Genomic DNA, 17,429 nt, shown 5'->3' on the forward strand with positions numbered 1-17,429 from the left:
AGATGGTGCCCCGGGCCGGACTTGAACCGGCACAGCGCGAACGCCGAGGGATTTTAAATCCCTTGTGTCTACCAATTCCACCACCAGGGCACGCAATTCTTGATTGCGGTGCTCGTAACTGATTTAAGTTAGACACCATCTTTAAATAACGATCTGCCAATATTTCTAATCGTCATTGCAAAATTTGGAGCGACACACGAGGTTCGAACTCGTGACCTCAACCTTGGCAAGGTTGCGCTCTACCAGCTGAGCTAGTGTCGCATATTATTCAAAAAGAATAATGGAGGCGCGTCCCGGAGTCGAACCGAGGTACACGGATTTGCAATCCGCTGCATAGCCACTCTGCCAACGCGCCATTACTTCGTAGAAGTAAACAATCTCTCGATTGCTAACCGCTTAGCAAGTCTTCCCGCTGCGGTACGGCGGCCATTTTACAGATTCCATTTATGCTGTCACTAAAAAAATGCATCCAACAAGATCGTTCGATTATATTTCAGCCAAAAACAGCAGAATTAAACCAGAATGAATATTTACTCAACAATTTTATCACCTTCGCACTATTTGACTGGCAATAAAAAAGCGGCCAGCAGGCCGCTTTGATTTTGAATTCGTAATATTTTTATTGATCAATGATTTTCTGCATTTAATAAATCACCTTTAGCCGCTTTTAAGTATTGATACATTGACCAGTACGTCAGCACCATAGCGACATAGAGAGATGCATAACCCAACCAGACGATCCATGGGTGCGGATGCCAAAGTAGCAACAGCAATGCAAACATTTGTGAAGCCGTTTTCACTTTACCCACCCAGGAAACGGCAACACTTGCACGTTTGCCCAGTTCAGCCATCCACTCACGCAGAGCAGAAATAATAATTTCACGCCCAATCATCGTAACAGCAGGAATAGTGACCCAAATAGAATGGTAGTCTTCAACCACTAACACTAACGCCGTTGCTACCATTAACTTATCAGCGACAGGATCAATAAACGCCCCAAACCGGGTGGTTTGGTTCAATTTGCGAGCAAGAAATCCATCAAACCAATCAGTTAAACCGGCAATAAAGAAAATTAGCGCTGTTGCAAATGCAGCCCATTCATACGGCAGATAAAACGTAATAACGAAGAAAGGAATGAGGATCAGTCTGATGAAACTCAAAATATTAGGGATTGATAAACGCATAATTTTAGTTCTTATGATTAAATACAGTATCACTACAGATACAAGAGTGCCGCAAAGCTAGTGATGTTGCAATGCGTCATATATCTTTTCTGACAAAGCCTTGCTAATACCTGGCACTTTAGCTATTTCTTCTTTGCTCGCTCGTTTTAGTTCGTGCAATCCCCCCATGAACTTCAATAATGCCTGACGGCGTTTAGGGCCGATACCTTCAACATCTTCCAATGCACTGCGTTTTCTGACTTTAGCACGTTGTGCTCGGTGCCCGCTGATCGCATGATTATGGCTTTCGTCGCGAATATGCTGAATTAAGTGCAAAGCGGGTGAATCACCTGACATTGATAATTCTTCACCCGTAATAAAAATCAAGGTCTCTAAGCCAGGTTTACGGCTTGTCCCTTTAGCAACACCTATCAATAAAGGTTGTTTAGGCCATTCATCCATAAAAGGTTTTACTACATCATACGCTCTTGATAGCTGACCTTTGCCCCCATCAATAAAAATAATATCGGGGATTTTATCGGGATCCATCTGTTTGCCGTAACGTCGTTCCAGTACTTGTGCCATTGCAGCATAATCATCACCGCCGGTAATACCCGTGATATTGTAACGCCGGTACTCCTGTTTTAACGGCCCTTCCCGATTGAAGACCACGCAGGAGGCAACAGTCTTCTCCCCCATGGTATGACTGATATCAAAACACTCCATTCGATTAATCGAATCAAGCTGTAATGTTTTACGTAATGCAACAAAGCGTTCCTGAATCGTCATTTTATGATTGAGCTTACTGGTCAATGCTGTCAGGGCATTGGTCTGCGCCAGGTTTAAATAGCGCGCACGATTACCTCGAGGATTGATTTTCAGTGCGATCTTTCGGCCAGCCATTTCCGATAATGTATCGGTAATCACTGCCTTTTCATCACCTAAGCTTGAACCCAGAATGATGACTGACGGAATAATTCGCCCTTCTGCCTGACTGAGATAAAACTGGGTGACAAAACTGGACAGCACTTCAGTCACATCGGCACCAGTCGGCATTTTCGGGAAGTAGCTCCGGCTACCCAGTATTTTACCCTGCCGAATATACAAGGCGTGGATACATGCCATGCCATTCTGCTGAGCGATACCGACAACATCGAGATCATCTTCGTTATCATGACTGACAAATTGTTGTTCCTGAATCCGCCGTAATGCCTGGATCTGATCGCGGAAAAGGGCTGCTTGTTCAAAATGGAGGCTCTGACTTGCCTGCTCCATTTTGTCAACTAAAGAGGTAATCACCTGACGATCTTTGCCTTGCAAGAACATCCGCGCATAACCGACCTGATCCTGATAATCATCCTCACTGATCAGTCCTTTAACACAAGGTCCTAAGCAGCGACCAATCTGGTACATCAGACAAGGACGACTACGGTTCGCATAAACAGAATCTTCACATTGGCGAATAGGAAACAGTTTCTGCATCAAATGCAGGCTTTCGCGTACTGCTCCTGCGTCAGGATACGGACCGAAATATTCGCCTTTACGCTTTTTTGCCCCGCGATGAATAGAAAGACGCGGATGGCGGTGGTGGCTCATGAAGATATAAGGGTAAGATTTATCATCACGCAGTAGTACATTGTACTTTGGCAAATACTGCTTAATGTAATTATGCTCGAGGATCAGTGCTTCTGTCTCGGTATGGGTTACCGTGACATCAACCTTACGGATATTCTTGACTAAGGCCCGGGTCTTTTCGCCCGCAACATTGGTACGAAAGTAGCTTGACAGGCGTTTTTTGAGGTCTTTTGCTTTTCCGACATAAATAACCTCACCAGCGACATCATACATCCGGTAGACGCCTGGCTGGTGAGTAACTGTTTTCAGAAAGCTTTTGTTATCAAATGCATCTGACACTACAAAGTCTCTGCGTCCAACATCCCATGGCGAATAGCAAGGTGGGTTAGCTCTACATCACCGTTAATGTCTAATTTACTGAATAGGCGGTAACGGTAACTATTAACAGTTTTAGGGCTTAAATTGAGTTGCTCCGAGATGTCAGTAACCTTCTGTCCTTTCGTGATCATCATCATGATCTGAAGTTCACGTTCTGAAAGCTCTTTAAAAGGATTCTCAGAATCTGGTGCAAACTGACTTAACGCCATTTGCTGCGCAATCTCAGGCGAAATATAGCGTTGCCCACTATTAACCATACGAATTGCATTGACCATCTCATTAGGCCCTGCACCTTTGGTAAGGTATCCAGCGGCACCGGCTTGCATCACTTTCGTTGGGAAAGGATTTTCGGTATGGATTGTCAGTACAATAATCTTAATATCGGGATTAAAACGAAGAATCTTCCGGGTTGCTTCCAGGCCACCGATACCTGGCATATTCATATCCATAAGAACGATATCCGCATTTTCACTACGGCACCATTTTACGGCATCTTCACCACTGTCGGCTTCCCCTACCACTTTTATACCACGGACATCTTCAAGAAGACGTCGGATCCCTGTGCGAACCAGTTCGTGATCATCTACAAGGAATACATTAATCAAGCTGTATCTCCAATATGATTTGGCTCTGCACCCAGCCAGAATTGGCAGGATAGCTATTACTGATATTACCCAATTTTACCCTAACTTGAAATCCGAGCACACACGGATTCTGCGTATTAGCGCAAATTTTCGAATAAACTTAATGCTTGACTCTATATAGTCAAGTGTCATTTTTGCACATTTCAAGACAAAAAAACATAAACAGCAGTATTTACCATACATATGAAAAAATAAAGAGAAAAATTCAGAATATCTAAGCAGTTATATTCTAGACATAAAAAGCGGGCTAACCGTCTAAACTAACCAGTGATTTAATATGTATTTAATCAGTAAATCATATCAAAACACTCTCAATCTACAGGTATAAACCTTCCTTATTGATATTGTTACCAATAAATCTTGAACAAACACAACTTTATTTTATTGTTGAGCAAAAAAACTCACCTATATCACTGTTATCCCCGGAGACCTGCTAACCACACAATTTCAGCTTTCTTGCCGTGACCATTTCGTCTGAAAAATTAGCCATTCGATAATTGTCATAACTTTACGAATAACGGGAATAACCTAAAAAAAAGAGGTCTATACTAAATATGGCTATTATAGAAACAACAAACCAAATTATATGCTGCCATTTATTAACCAGGAGGATGTAACATGAAAGCACTATTTGCCATTATTATGCTCTCTCTGTCAAGCTACGTGTTTGCTTTTGGCAGTGGAGGAAGTTACGGCGGTAATCCTGCTATCTCAACAGGAGCATTGAGGAATTTTATCTCTGTTTGTCTCGATAAAAACGGAGATGCTATCACTAAGTCTCACAGCCAAAAGCTCAACCGTAAATGTGCTATTACCGGAGTGACTGTGATTGATTTAATTAATTATGACAATTTTTATGATAATAAGCCCAAAGGTGAAACACTTGTCGATATAAGACAAATGCAATACTAATCAGCATCTTACCTTTTCTTACTCTGTATGCGCCTAACTTAAGCGGAAGAAGGCCAGCATTAGTGCTGGCCTTCCGAATTAGGCAGAGCTAACGTTAGAAAAAACCGGGATTAATCGACACTTGCCATGAGTAATTCAAACCGTTCATTGCCTCTCAACATCTCAAAATCCGCTTCCTCTGATGCTAATTCTCGCAATGATGCACTCCCCGTAATGGCACGTTCGAGATCTGAAATCGCCTGCTCCTCTACCCCAAGGCAAGAATAGGCACAAGCACGCTGATAAAAGGCATGAGCATTGCTATCATCAACTTCTAACACGCGATTACACAAACTCAGTGCCCAGTGGAATTCTCGTATTTCCATCGCCGCATCCGCTTTATAGGTCAACGCTTCAAGGTCACCCGGCCGTATTTTCAATACCTCGTCGTAAACTTCCATCTTCTGCTCTGGTGTCTGCATGCCCTGTGCACGTAACCAGAGATTATGGACTTCGTTGATTCTCTCAATTTCTTTGTTGTTTTCACTGATGTTGCGGGTTTTACGTTTCAGGTCACGTTCCAATACCTGAAATTTTTTCTCATATTGTTCCGCGATTTCTTGTAATTTCTTATCGGCGTCTTGTAATTGCTGCTCCGCCATTTTTGTTGTGTTTGTACGAAGCTCTCGCAAAGACTGCCAACCAATCATCGCAATCAAAGACGCGACACCCGCGATAATGTAGAAAAAATAAGTCACCGTAACATTGGCATAATTCAGTGATTTATCGGCAACGGAAAGTTCACGATCTGTAATGCTCACAACTAAACGCCGCTCCAAATCCTGTTGATCCATTCGCAACGATTTAAGTTCATCGAGAACATAACGTTCCATTAACGGCTTATCGTAAATACTTTCTTCTGAGTACTTTTCTGCAGCCAGACTGGAAAATGATAAGCTTGCCAATACAAGCGCAAGCAAAATAGTTCGAAGCATAATGAGCCCTATTAAAAATGACGATATCCAGTAGCAACCACACCACTACCGACACACCCTAACAAATTTAAACAGACGTTAGCCATACTGAATGACATTTTGTGGGCTACATTTTTGATACATCAACACTTGATATGCATCTACACGCACTCATAAAATCAATCAAGGCTCTTCTTAAACCGCTGCGATGCAATCAGCAGGCCGATAATAGTAAACCCCATCAGCCAGAGCGCATCACGCCATAAATCAACGAGTTGAGCACCACGCAGAACAATCCCGCGGATCATCCGCATAAAATGCGTCGCCGGCAGAATTTCAGATATCCATTGCGCGGCGATCGGCATTGCCTCGTAAGGAAATATAAAGCCCGACAGCAAGATTGATGGCAAAAGAATGAAAATCGTCATCTGCATCGCCTGCAACTGAGTCTGGGCTATGGTCGAAATCACTAAACCTAACGTCAGGCTGGCAGAAATAAACAGCAAAGTGCCCAGTAAGATCTGACCTACTGTACCGTTAATCGGTACGTTAAAAATAGTGTGTCCCAGCCCGAGAATAATCCCGACCTGGATCAGACCAACAAAGATATAGGGAATAATCTTGCCGATCATCAGCTCCAGCGGATGCACTGGTGTGGTGATCAGCAATTCCAGATTGCCTCGCTCCCGCTCACGTACAATGGCCGCAGAGGTAAACAATATCATGGTCATCGTCAGGATCACTCCCAATAACCCCGGAACAATATTCACCGCCGAGCGCCTTTCTGGGTTATACAACAAGGTCACTTCAAAAGTGGATAGTCCGGCAGGCTGATAGGTTATCAGCTCTTTCAGCGGCATATTTCTCAACTGTAACAAAGCGGCGCTGATCATCGTATCGGAACCGTCAACCAGCCACTGTCCGACGATACGGTTATGTTCGATCCGCTGAGTTAAATCCGCTGGTAAAATTAACGCACCACGTACCGACCCCTCGTTTATCGCCCGCTCAGCTTCAGAGACGGTCAGAAACACCTGTTTCACTGTTACCACCTGAGTAGCTTTGACTGATTCGGTAATGACTCGCCCGGCAGCGGAATCACTCTGATCAACAACCGCTATCGGGATATTTCTGACATCGGTGTTGATGGCATAACCAAATAACAATAGCTGGATCAACGGGATCATCACCACCATGCCAAAGGTAAGACGGTCTCGGAACAGCTGCCGTATTTCTTTAATCATTATCGCTTTTATACGGAACAAGCCTGTAGGAAGAAACCGATTCATTGCCGCCCCTCCCCCGTACAAGTTACGAACACATCCTCAAGGCTAGGACGCGCAATAATTAGCTCTGCTTTTTCCAGATGGGGAAAACCCGCATGCAGCCAGCCAACCGGATCGTTAACTTCCTTGCGAACCAGCACACGCAGCCGGATGCCTAACTGGGCTGCTGAGCGCACCTCCGGCAGCTTGAGCAGAGCCTCTTTTAACTGTCGCAGATCCGCCGCCTGAATTTCTACGACCGTAACCCCCATGTTCGTCATCAGTGCTTCCGGCGTATCATCGGCCCGTATCACCCCCGACTCCATAATTGCCAGGGCATGGCAGCGTTCAGCTTCATCCATATAATGTGTGGTCACCAGAATTGTGGTTCCCTGATCGCTCAAATCAAACAGCTGCTCCCAGAACTCGCGACGGTTTTCTGGATCGACCGCTGAGGTTGGCTCATCAAGCAACAACATCTTCGGCTGATGCATGGTGGCAGCGGCTAAGCCCAGTCGCTGCTTCTGGCCACCGCTGAGACTGCCTGCCCGTTGTTTTGTCAATAAGCTTAAGCCATAAGTGGAGAGCTGCCCCTCGATGCGGCGATTTAATTGCTTGCCCGGCATTCCGAAAATCTGGCCGATAAACTGAAGGTTTTCTTTTACCGTCAAATCGTCATACAGCGAGAACTTCTGAGTCATGTAGCCAATACGTAAACGGAGCTTTTCTGCCTGCCGCGGAACTGACAATCCGAGTACCTCGACCGTACCGGATGTCGGACTCAGCAACCCGGTTAACATCCTCAGCGTTGTCGACTTACCGCAACCATTCGGACCGAGAAAACCGTAAATACTGCCTTCGGGCACCACCAGATCCAGTCCATCAACAGCGGTAAAATCACCAAACTTGCGGGTCAGCTTATTGGCAATAATGACATTGTCATTCATCCGGCATCTCCACTTGCGCAGGCACTCCTGCAGGCAGGGCTCTGGCTTCGTCAGATAGATCTATTTCGGCCAGATAGACCAGTCGCGCCCGATCTTGTTCATTTAACGCAAAATAAGGCGTAAAGGCAGGCTCGGTTGACACCCAGCGCAATGTTCCCTCAAAGCTATGCTCAATACCGTCAACATGGACAATGAATCGATCCCCCACCTGTAACTTCACCCGATAGGGTTCTGGCACATACACCCGGGCATAAGGTACGGTATCAGTCTGAATGGTGGCGACAATACCGTTCTTCGGCACACGTTCCCCCACGTTATACGGCAAGCTGTCTAGCACCCCGTTACGTGTGGCAACCACCGTCAGATCACTGAGAATTTGCTGTTGCAACTGTACTTCCGCATCTGCCGCTGCCAGCGCGGCCTGGGCCTGTTTGATATCTTCGGGCCGTTCGCCATTGGTCAGTTTGGTGAGTTTTTCTTTTGACGAGTCGTAATCTGCCTGAGCCGCAGCTCTTTGTGCTCTGGCTTTGTCTTTTTCGGCAAAACTGGCCAGCTTCTGCTCAACCAGTTTACTCATCCGTTGATAGGATTTCCGCGCCTCGACCAGTAGCGCTAAGGCGCGTTCCAGGTTTGCCTGAGCAGCAGCGATATCTTCTCCCCTTTCACCGTTGGTTAGCCGTAGTAAGTAAGCGCCTGCTTTCATTTTTTCAGCCTCTGCTCTGGCAAGAACTGCACTTTGCTGCCTGGTATCGAGTCTCACCAGCACATCGCCCAGCTTCACCAGCGCCCCTTCTCTTACTGGTAGTTCCCGAACAATTTCATTTGCCGTCGCGGTGAGAGTGACCCTGTCACGCTCCAGTATACCAAGAGCCTGATGGGCGCGGTTATTGTCACAAGCGGCAAGTAACGTCACCATGCTTAAAACAAGTAAGGGAGATAATATTCTGTGACGAAATAAAGCTATGCGTTCTCTTTTCATCATATTCTGCCCGGCCATCAGCAAAGGAATAATAAAAGTGTACGCCTCTTTGTCAGGTATACAATTGAATTAATACGGTTAAATCAACACCACTGGACTACCGGTGCCAATTACCCGTATTGCTTTGACATTATGTTCCGCGACCAATTGTTATTCAGAGTCTGACAGGGATTTGCAAGCGAGAGATTTGATCATTTCAATCACTTTTTCCTGCTGTGGAAAAAGCTCTTTTGAGGTATATATGCCCACCGTTCCTCGAAAATATTGTTTTTCCATCGTGAGCGGCTGAAGCCCGAAACGTGAAAAATATGACGTCATATCACTTGGATACGGCATCACCGCATTTGTTTCAAGCGTTATATCGATACTCGCAAGCAGTGATCCCATTTCAAAAACCGTGCGCTCATCCAGCTTCTGTTTTTGTCGTTCAATACGCTTAGGCACCGGATTTTCGATAATATGGCTGTATTTTTCAGCATCATAAGTAACCGCAACAGACGGGTATTCTTCAAGCATCGCATCGGTGACAAGCTGATCACGCAACGGGTGGGAATCATTGACGAAAAAACTGTCATAGGTCTGAAAAAGCGGAATAAAAATCACATTGAACTTCGATGACAGTCCCACAATTTCATGTCCAATAAACAGCTCCATCTCATTTTTAACCAGAGAATCCATCAAACTCAGATGATTCCCGAACTCCACCTGAATTGACGCAAATGGACAAAAATGACGGTACTGATGTACAAGATCTTTGATAAAAAGAGTCCACCACGCGTCACCAGTACCAATTCGCAACTTTCCGGCCCTATGTTGTTTTCGCTCTTCGATCCGATCCAGCATATGCTTATATTGCTGCTGCATAACTGAGCAATCATCAAACAAGATTTCGCCAAATTCGGTCAGCTTCATCCCGGAAGCTTTTCGCTCAAATACCGTAACACCCAATGAGTGTTCTAACTTTTTAATGCTACTGGTAACCGCAGGCTGGCTCATTCCCAGCATCTGGGCGGCCTCGCTCACACTCTCCAGCCGGGCGACCAGTAAAAAATACTGTAATACTTTGTCCATTTCTATCTCGTTATAATGAAGAAATAATCCAACGATTGATTATTTGAAAATATTGCTCCCATGATCACATATTCATCAGTTTTATTAATAGCCAATTATGGCAATTAGTCGATATAACTCACCTTTTCTCCTTGCATTATAAATAAAACTTATACCATGACATTTCCTTACTATTTCTACTGTATCAGGCCACGATCTAAGATGCGCAGCAGGTTTAGCTATAATTTAAGGAAAGAACAATGAAACCAACATTCCTCGCGGTTGCTGTCGCACTTGTGTTCTCAGTCGCTGGTTGTAACTCCAGTGATACCCGTTCGGACACTGTTATGGGAAATACGGGCAATACCGACAATGGCGGTCAAGACATACCGATCATCAGTGAAGACAAACCTGTCATCGAAGAGGCCTTATACTTACGGGGGATCAACGGTGACTGGGGAGCATCAGATCGCGCAAAACTGATATACCAGGGTAAGAGCCAATACGTCTCTGTCATCCGTGTCGCCAGGGGAACGAACCAGTTTAAAGTTGCAGACGAAGGTTGGCAGATCGAATACACCGGCTACCGCACACCCATTGTATTCGGCCAGCAGAATGAATTTGTCAGTAAGCCTGCCGAAAACACAGACTGTATGAATCAGGACTGTAATTCTGAAATTACTTTTCCTGATAAAGGCTATTACAAGTTTGCGGTCGATCTGTCAGATATAAAAAGACTTCAGTTAACCGTTACAGAAGCCACTCAGGAAGAAGCCGAACAATTTTATAACGATGCCATTATTGATCCTTCCACGGTGCATATCGGACATAAGCAATTAACGTCCAGCCTTTATAGTAACTATGACAACACAACCGATACCGTAAAAGTTTCAGTTAAAGATCCGAATGCCAGCCTTCGTACGTTCGGAATTTCCACTACAGCAGAATTACGCGACGCCTTGGATCAGGGGCTGTACGTTAGCGAAGATAGTGACAAGCCACGAGTACGAACAGGTGATCTGGCCTTTGATGGTCTTTTCGCCCTGTCCGTTCAGGAACTAAACCAACTTGCCGTCTCCGAAATCAAAGACGGCAATTACAACCATAACAAACCGATTAAAGCGGATGTTTTTGAAACCGGGGCTAAATGGCATTACGTCTGGACTCGCGACCTTGCTTATGCCGCTGATCTGTCCGTTGCACTGCTTGATCCGACACGTGTCAAAAACGGGTTGGAATTCAAGCTGTCTGATTTCAGAGAAGGTACCGATCGTGAATATGATGGTGAACAAATTATCCAGGACACCGGTACCGGCGGCAGCTGGCCAATCAGTACCGACAGAACGTCATGGGCACTGGGTGCCGAGCGCCTGCTCAGCACACTCACTGGGGAAGAGTACGATGCATTTGCCATGCGCGCTTACCATGCCCTGAGCAACACCATTAAAGCCGACCGGGTCGCCGCTTTTGATGAAACCGACGGCCTGTATCAAGGAGAACAGTCTTTCCTCGACTGGCGTGATCAGACATATTCAAGCTGGACACCCGATGATGTGAATTACATCGCCACCAGCAAAGCACTCTCTACGAATATTGTCCACTATCGCGCTCTGATGCTGGCGGCAAAGCTCGCAGAAAGTTATGACACCTCAGCGGTAGCAGAATACCAGCAATGGGCGAATGAACTGAAGAAAGCCATTAATGATCAGTTCTGGAACAGCACTAAAGGACTGTATTCAAGCTATCGTTTTGATGCCAAATCCAACATTCAGGTTGATAAATACGATATGCTCGGTGAAGCACTGGCAATCATCAGCGGTATTGCCGATGAAGATCAGGCAAAAAAAATCATGGCCAATTATCCGCATAGCGAGTTTGGTGTACCGGTTTACTTCCCGCAGCAGCCAGGCGTCGCGGTTTATCACAACCGAGCCATCTGGCCTTTTGTCACAGCCTACAGTCTGAAAGCAGCCGCCAAAGCCAAAAATGTCGCCGCGGCAAACAATGCCTATCAATCCCTGCTTCGCGGTACCGCACTGAATCTGTCAAATATGGAGAATTTAGAATGGCTGTCCGGCCAGTCACTGGTTTTACACGGCGACCATGGTAAAGACTCTTCACTCGACGGCCCAGTTATTAACTCTCAGCGCCAGTTATGGTCTGTCGGTGGTTACTTGGGAATGGTGGTCGAAAACATCTTTGGCTTTAACACCGACAATGGCATGCTCACGATTAAGCCCTTTATTACGGCAGAACTGAGAAACACCACATTCAAAAACTCCTCACAAATAAAAATTGAAAACCTGGTTTATAAAGGTGCAAAATACAGCGTAACCGTTGAACTGCCAGCGGTTGACGACAATAACAGTGGCTATTTTGACATCGCATCGGTCAACAAGACCAACAACGACATTGTTGTCACACTGGGCCAACGCCTAGCGGGTGATGAGTCTCTAACACTTATCGAAGGCGTACTGCCTTACGATACCGATAATGCCAAAGCGTTCTCTCCGCAAGAGCCAACCCTGGAACTCACCAACACCGATGGTGATATAAGTGTTGTGATTGAAAATCAAAACAACTACGCCGTGAACATCTACCGCAATAGTCAGCAATTTCACACCAACTACAGTGGCAGTAAGTTCACAGATAAGTTAAACGGCAATGAATATGTCTGTTATGTAGCGGAAACTATTAACAGTGCGGGCTATCGCTCTAACCCGAGTAAGCCAGTGTGTACCGGTGAAGCGCTGAAGGTTGAATTCAACGGAACCTATACCGTATTTAACAAGGATATATATGTCGTTTCTTTTGACGGGATCAATAACGAGTTAGACGGTAAACAGACGTTCCGGATTGCAGAAACGGGTACTTACGATTTTGCGGCACTCTACAATAACAACCTTGGTCAGCTTAATACCGGTATTACCAATGCCGTGAAAAAACTGACGGTCAAAGATGGTGATGGCAAAGTTGTTGCTGATGGTATTTTACAAATGGGTCATATTGGCGAAGCACAGGGGTTACGCATGTCAACACCGGTGACCGTTCAGTTATCACAAGGGGTCGATTACAGCTTTACCCTCAGTGATTATTTCAACATGAGCTATCTCAACTCCAACAATACGTACATTTACTCTGGCGGACTGGATGGTTTTGAGAACTCAACCAACCTGGTTGACATGAAAATTACCCGTCATTAATCCTCGAAACTACTAGGCTAAATGCCAGTCAGCAATTTGCTGACTGGCATTTCTCATCAAAAAGCTTTTTGTTTGCCTTAATTTTGAGTTGCGATAGTCAAACTGTTCTAGCACATGAATTGTCGAAACTTAACGGCTGAGATGACTGTCTACATTACTTTCACCCTATTATGATAAACAATCACAATACTGCGTTGTATTTTTGGCATTAGAAAGAGCAATGCTGGATAGCCTGGGGACTGAATTAGTTTTGTACTTCAATTCGGATTTATCACAGAAAGAAATTGACTCACAATGTAAAGCACTGGGGGGAGCTAACAAGCACTTCAATCCTCAATTTACTTTTGGTTTGGTTTTAGATATTCGATGTAATGCTTGTAGTAGGAAATATTGAAGGGGGGGGGTTATCTGCAGCGATATAGATGATTAAAGACGGCATACACTATACCTTCCCTATCTACTTCATCTTTCGTCTTTTGGGGTGTCCATTACCACTATCGTCGTAATGGAGTTTACTTGGGGGATCTCTCCCAGCACATCAGAATGAAAACGCTTGTAGGCCGTCAAATCACGGGTCTCTACCCTGAGCAAATACTCATTTGCGCCCGTGACATTGTAGCACTCTTTGACTTCTGCCGCCTCCATGATGTGTCCTTCAAAACTCTGTTGTGACTTTTTGCTATGGTTCGACAGCCCAATGGTGACATAAGCGACAAAGCCAATTCCCAGCTTGTTTGGATCGAGTACCGCCCGGTATCCCTTTATCACGCCGCGACGTTCGAGTTCTTGTACCCGTCGCAATGTCGCCGAAGGAGACAAACCAATCCGGTTAGCAAGATCCACATTGGACAACTTGCCGTTCGATTTCAACTCGCGCAATATTCTCTCGTCAAATCGGTCCATAGCTTTCACTTATTGTCAAAAAAACAACTTTAGAGCAAATATAGACACAAAATTTACGCCATCTCTCATTAATATACAAGGAGACACAACAGACAATAAATGGAAGAAATATGGATTACCAACAGATTTTCGCCCTAATAACCTTCGCGTTCGTATCAACCGTTTCACCAGGGCCCAACAATATTATGCTGATGGCATCCGGAGCTAATGTTGGTTTCATGCGTACCATCCCCCATATGTCTGGGATCGTATTGGGATTTAGTCTGATGATGATCTTGGTCGGTGTCGGCCTAATGGAGATATTTACTGTATACCCAGTTGCCCAGCAAATTTTACAGATAATTTGCGTTGCCTACCTCTTGTACCTGGCTTGGAAAATTGCTTTGAGCCAACCAGCAGACAATAACGGATCGGATTATAAGCCAATGGGCTTTTTGGCCGCCGTCTATTTCCAATGGATTAACCCAAAAGCCTGGTCAATGGCATTGACCGCAATTAGTGTTTACAACACCTCTGCTTCTGTGTACGGCATTTTACTTATCTCTCTGGTGTTTGCCGTGATTAATATACCCTCGGTAAGCATTTGGACAATTGCTGGCAAGCAACTTCAGGCTTTTCTAAATAATCAGTTAAAGATGAAATGTTTTAATTATGGAATGGCGGGGTTGCTGCTGGTATCTACGCTATTGATGTTCTGAGTTTGATTTGCAGTGTTGCTTAAAACTGATTGACCAGTGAAGTTGTAACGAAAACTATCTGTTAAACAAGTATCATTAAAGAGAAAGCCCCAGAGTTGGGGCTTTGCACCGATTAAATCAGAAAATCATCAAGTGATTTTCCTTCATTTTCGATCGCTTCTTTCAGAGGCGCAGGCATACGGCCTTGGCCTGTCCAGGTACGTTCTTCACCATCAACGGTAAATTTATACTTGGCTGGACGAGGTGCACGCTTAGATTTTTTAGGTGCCTCGGCCAGGGTTGCTACCAACTCTTCTGGATCGATACCATCTGCGATCAGCATGTCGCGGTATGCCTTTAATTTTTCTTCTTTTTCTTTCTCTGCCTTGCGAGATTCTGCTTCGGCTTCTTCACGCTCGGCAACCACTGCTTGCAGTTTCTCAAGGGCTTCTTGAAGTTGCTCTAGCGTAAATTCTTCTCGTGCTGCTGCGCGCAGAGAACGCAGGTTTAATAATGTCTTAAAAACGTCGCTCATAATTTTAATTTTAATAGCAAATAAAGCAGGTACTTTACACTAAATTTGGGAATTGGACTATTCACACTATTAATGACAATAACACTTATAACGCTTTTGGCCCATTGCGTGGTTTCTCTGTTCTCAATATCAGTTTTTTACTCGTTACCATATGAACCTTTTTCGGTTAGCAGTAGAGGCAAGCAACTACGAGAACGCTCGTGTGATGAGAGAACATAATTCTAAAGAATTGCGCCTGGCATCATCTGACAGCGGTAACTTGGGCGGTAAAAACACACCCAAAATACTTAGAGAACAACAGACCTCGCCCCAACAACGCCTCACCACCACCCATGAAAACAATTAGATGACTAACCTTTAAAGCTAAAAAAACACCCAAAATCGCGCATAAATACTCGTTTTTATTCGCTAATTTCAGGTTAATTTGGTTTTTATCATCATTCTTGATATTATCCCCCAACGTTTTATTAAGTGCACTAAAGTATTTTACTTTGTTTCGTTACAAAAAAATGACTCAAAGCCACTCAAAATACTTAGTGAGCTAACTGATAAGGAACAAGATGTCAAAGGTTAGGGACAAGTACAGTATCGATAATACTGATTATACAGTCGGTCAGGACAACATCCAGAAATGGGGATTTGACGTTCACAATCCCGTTTTTGGCATAAGTGCAGGACTGATCATATTCTTCATCGTTGCGCTCCTTGCAACAGATCCCTCAACAGCTAAAGCAACACTAGACGGTATCAAGTGGCAGATCATCAATAACTTTGATGGTTTGATCATGTGGTCTGGTAATATCTTCTTGATTTTCAGTTTGGCTTTGGTTGTCTCTCCTTTTGGTAAAATTCGTATCGGCGGAGTAGACGCAAAACCGGATCACTCCAATAGCTCCTGGTTTGCGATGCTATTTGCGTCAGGTATGGGTATCGGCCTTATGTTCTGGGGGGTCGCAGAGCCAGTGGCTTACTATACGGGTTGGTATGAAACGCCACTTGGTGTAGAGGCATATACACCCGAAGCGGCGAAAGTTGCCTTGGGCGCAACGATGTTCCACTGGGGACTTCACCCGTGGGCAATGTATGCGATAGTCGCGCTTTCTCTCGCTTTTTTCGCCTATAACAAAGGCCTGCCACTTTCAATGCGCTCCATTTTTTATCCTATCCTTGGAGACCGCACCTGGGGCTGGTTTGGCCACATCATAGATATATTATCAGTTATCGCGACGCTGTTTGGCCTAGCGACATCACTGGGTTTAGGCGCACAACAGGCGGCAAGTGGTATTAGTCACGTGTTTGGTATCGATGCGGGTATCGGTTTGCAAATTGGGGTGATTATTTTTGTCACCTGCTTGGCTGTGATTTCGGTCGTGCGTGGTATCAATGGCGGTGTGAAAGTCCTGAGTAATGCAAACTTGCTCATTGCATTTGCCTTGTTATTGTTTGTTACCCTTGCTGGTTTTGCCATTGCGCTTAACACGCTGCCAACAACCCTTATGGGCTACATTGAAAACATTTTACCGCTCAGTAATCCTCATGGCCGTGAAGACGAAACCTGGATGCATGGCTGGACAGTCTTCTACTGGGCCTGGTGGATTTCCTGGTCTCCATGTGTAGGTATGTTTATTGCGCGAGTATCAAAAGGCCGTACCGTACGTGAGTTTATCGTGGCAGTGATCTTCATCCCTACTCTAATTACGCTAGTTTGGATGTCTGTTTTTGGTGGTATTGCCATTGACCAGGTCGCCAATAAAGTGGGTGAACTCGGTGCAAACGGTTTGACAGACATCACTCTCTCTCTGTTCAATCTCTATGAGGCGCTACCGTTAAGCACGATGCTTTCAGTGATTTCGATTATCCTAATCATGGTGTTCTTTATCACCTCTTCGGACTCCGCTTCACTGGTTATCGACAGTATTACATCGGGCGGGAAAATAGATGCCCCAGTTCCTCAACGTATCTTCTGGGCAACAATCGAAGGAGCGATTGCAGCCGTTCTGCTTTGGGTTGGTGGTACAGAGGCAATACAAGCGCTACAAGCGGGGGCAATTTCCACAGCCCTGCCATTCACTATTATCTTATTAATAATGTGCGTGAGCCTACTGATGGGAATGCGAACCGAAATGGTTCACTACAAGGTAGCCAATAACTCCTAGTAGCAAGTCCCATGACACCAGATAAAAACTCCACCAGGCGGTGGAGTTTTTGTCTTCATTCAATATCCATCCTAAGCTTCGGCATATAC

The 17,429-nt window shown here is 45.0% G+C and carries 14 protein-coding genes and 3 tRNA genes; 4 read left to right on the forward strand and 13 right to left on the reverse strand.

Annotated features, from left to right (window positions below; genetic code table 11):
- Positions 1-3: 3 nt before the first annotated feature.
- The 6 genes from AC2204_RS05905 to uvrY form a co-directional block, all read right to left on the reverse strand.
- Positions 4-90 (reverse strand) — tRNA-Leu (locus AC2204_RS05905).
- Positions 91-185: 95 nt separating this feature from the next.
- Positions 186-261: transfer RNA gene (locus AC2204_RS05910), tRNA-Gly, on the reverse strand.
- A 20-nt stretch (positions 262-281) separates the two neighbouring features.
- Positions 282-355, reverse strand: a tRNA-Cys gene (locus tag AC2204_RS05915).
- Between the two features lie 271 nt (positions 356-626).
- Positions 627-1,184, reverse strand: a complete 558-nt coding sequence (gene pgsA, locus AC2204_RS05920) for a CDP-diacylglycerol--glycerol-3-phosphate 3-phosphatidyltransferase (protein ID WP_318924560.1) — start codon at positions 1,182-1,184, stop codon at positions 627-629.
- A 57-nt stretch (positions 1,185-1,241) separates the two neighbouring features.
- Positions 1,242-3,077 (reverse strand): excinuclease ABC subunit UvrC, encoded by a 1,836-nt coding sequence (gene uvrC / locus AC2204_RS05925; protein ID WP_318924561.1) that lies wholly within the window; start codon positions 3,075-3,077, stop codon positions 1,242-1,244.
- Positions 3,077-3,721: a UvrY/SirA/GacA family response regulator transcription factor gene (gene uvrY, locus AC2204_RS05930; RefSeq protein WP_318924562.1), complete on the reverse strand. Its 645-nt coding sequence runs from the start codon at positions 3,719-3,721 to the stop codon at positions 3,077-3,079. The genes uvrC and uvrY overlap by 1 nt, the downstream gene beginning before the upstream one ends.
- 657 nt (positions 3,722-4,378) lie before the next feature.
- On the opposite strand from uvrY, the gene AC2204_RS05935 reads away from it, so the two are divergent.
- Positions 4,379-4,672, forward strand: coding sequence for a hypothetical protein (locus AC2204_RS05935; protein WP_318924563.1), 294 nt, complete (start codon positions 4,379-4,381; stop codon positions 4,670-4,672).
- Between the two features lie 110 nt (positions 4,673-4,782).
- Here the strand turns inward: AC2204_RS05935 and AC2204_RS05940 are convergent, their stop codons facing one another.
- The 5 genes from AC2204_RS05940 to AC2204_RS05960 all read right to left on the reverse strand — a co-directional run bounded on the left by AC2204_RS05940 (position 4,783) and on the right by AC2204_RS05960 (position 9,887).
- Positions 4,783-5,646, reverse strand: a complete 864-nt coding sequence (locus AC2204_RS05940; protein WP_318924564.1) for a tetratricopeptide repeat protein — start codon at positions 5,644-5,646, stop codon at positions 4,783-4,785.
- Between the two features lie 158 nt (positions 5,647-5,804).
- Entirely contained in the window at positions 5,805-6,914 is a 1,110-nt protein-coding gene (locus AC2204_RS05945) for an ABC transporter permease (protein ID WP_318924565.1), read from the reverse strand.
- A complete protein-coding gene (locus AC2204_RS05950; protein WP_318924566.1) occupies positions 6,911-7,837 on the reverse strand; it encodes an ABC transporter ATP-binding protein in 927 nt (308 codons plus the stop codon). The genes AC2204_RS05945 and AC2204_RS05950 overlap by 4 nt, the downstream gene beginning before the upstream one ends.
- Positions 7,830-8,753 carry an HlyD family secretion protein gene (locus tag AC2204_RS05955; RefSeq protein WP_318924567.1) on the reverse strand — a complete coding sequence of 308 codons (924 nt, stop codon included), beginning with the start codon at positions 8,751-8,753 and terminating at the stop codon, positions 7,830-7,832. Before AC2204_RS05955 ends, AC2204_RS05950 begins: the two co-directional genes overlap by 8 nt.
- A 213-nt stretch (positions 8,754-8,966) precedes the next feature.
- Positions 8,967-9,887, reverse strand: coding sequence for a LysR family transcriptional regulator (locus AC2204_RS05960; RefSeq protein WP_318924568.1), 921 nt, complete (start codon positions 9,885-9,887; stop codon positions 8,967-8,969).
- 239 nt (positions 9,888-10,126) lie between these two features.
- On the opposite strand from AC2204_RS05960, the gene AC2204_RS05965 reads away from it, so the two are divergent.
- A complete protein-coding gene (locus tag AC2204_RS05965) occupies positions 10,127-13,069 on the forward strand; it encodes an alpha-L-rhamnosidase-related protein (RefSeq protein ID WP_318924569.1) in 2,943 nt (980 codons plus the stop codon).
- A gap of 462 nt (positions 13,070-13,531) precedes the next feature.
- Here AC2204_RS05965 and AC2204_RS05970 read toward each other — a convergent pair whose 3' ends face one another.
- The gene (locus tag AC2204_RS05970) at positions 13,532-13,972 is read right to left on the reverse strand and encodes an Lrp/AsnC family transcriptional regulator (protein ID WP_318924570.1); all 441 of its coding nucleotides are present in this window, start codon (positions 13,970-13,972) and stop codon (positions 13,532-13,534) included.
- Between the two features lie 110 nt (positions 13,973-14,082).
- Between AC2204_RS05970 and AC2204_RS05975 the strand changes: the two genes are divergently transcribed.
- Complete coding sequence (locus AC2204_RS05975; protein ID WP_318924571.1) at positions 14,083-14,670, forward strand: LysE family translocator; 588 nt, start codon at positions 14,083-14,085, stop codon at positions 14,668-14,670.
- Positions 14,671-14,782: 112 nt separating this feature from the next.
- Here AC2204_RS05975 and AC2204_RS05980 read toward each other — a convergent pair whose 3' ends face one another.
- Complete coding sequence (locus AC2204_RS05980) at positions 14,783-15,184, reverse strand: H-NS family histone-like protein (protein WP_318924572.1); 402 nt, start codon at positions 15,182-15,184, stop codon at positions 14,783-14,785.
- A 560-nt stretch (positions 15,185-15,744) separates the two neighbouring features.
- Between AC2204_RS05980 and AC2204_RS05985 the strand changes: the two genes are divergently transcribed.
- Positions 15,745-17,340, forward strand: coding sequence for a BCCT family transporter (locus AC2204_RS05985; protein ID WP_318924573.1), 1,596 nt, complete (start codon positions 15,745-15,747; stop codon positions 17,338-17,340).
- Positions 17,341-17,429 lie beyond the last annotated feature (89 nt).

It is taken from the genome of Photobacterium sp. (genome assembly GCF_057456235.1).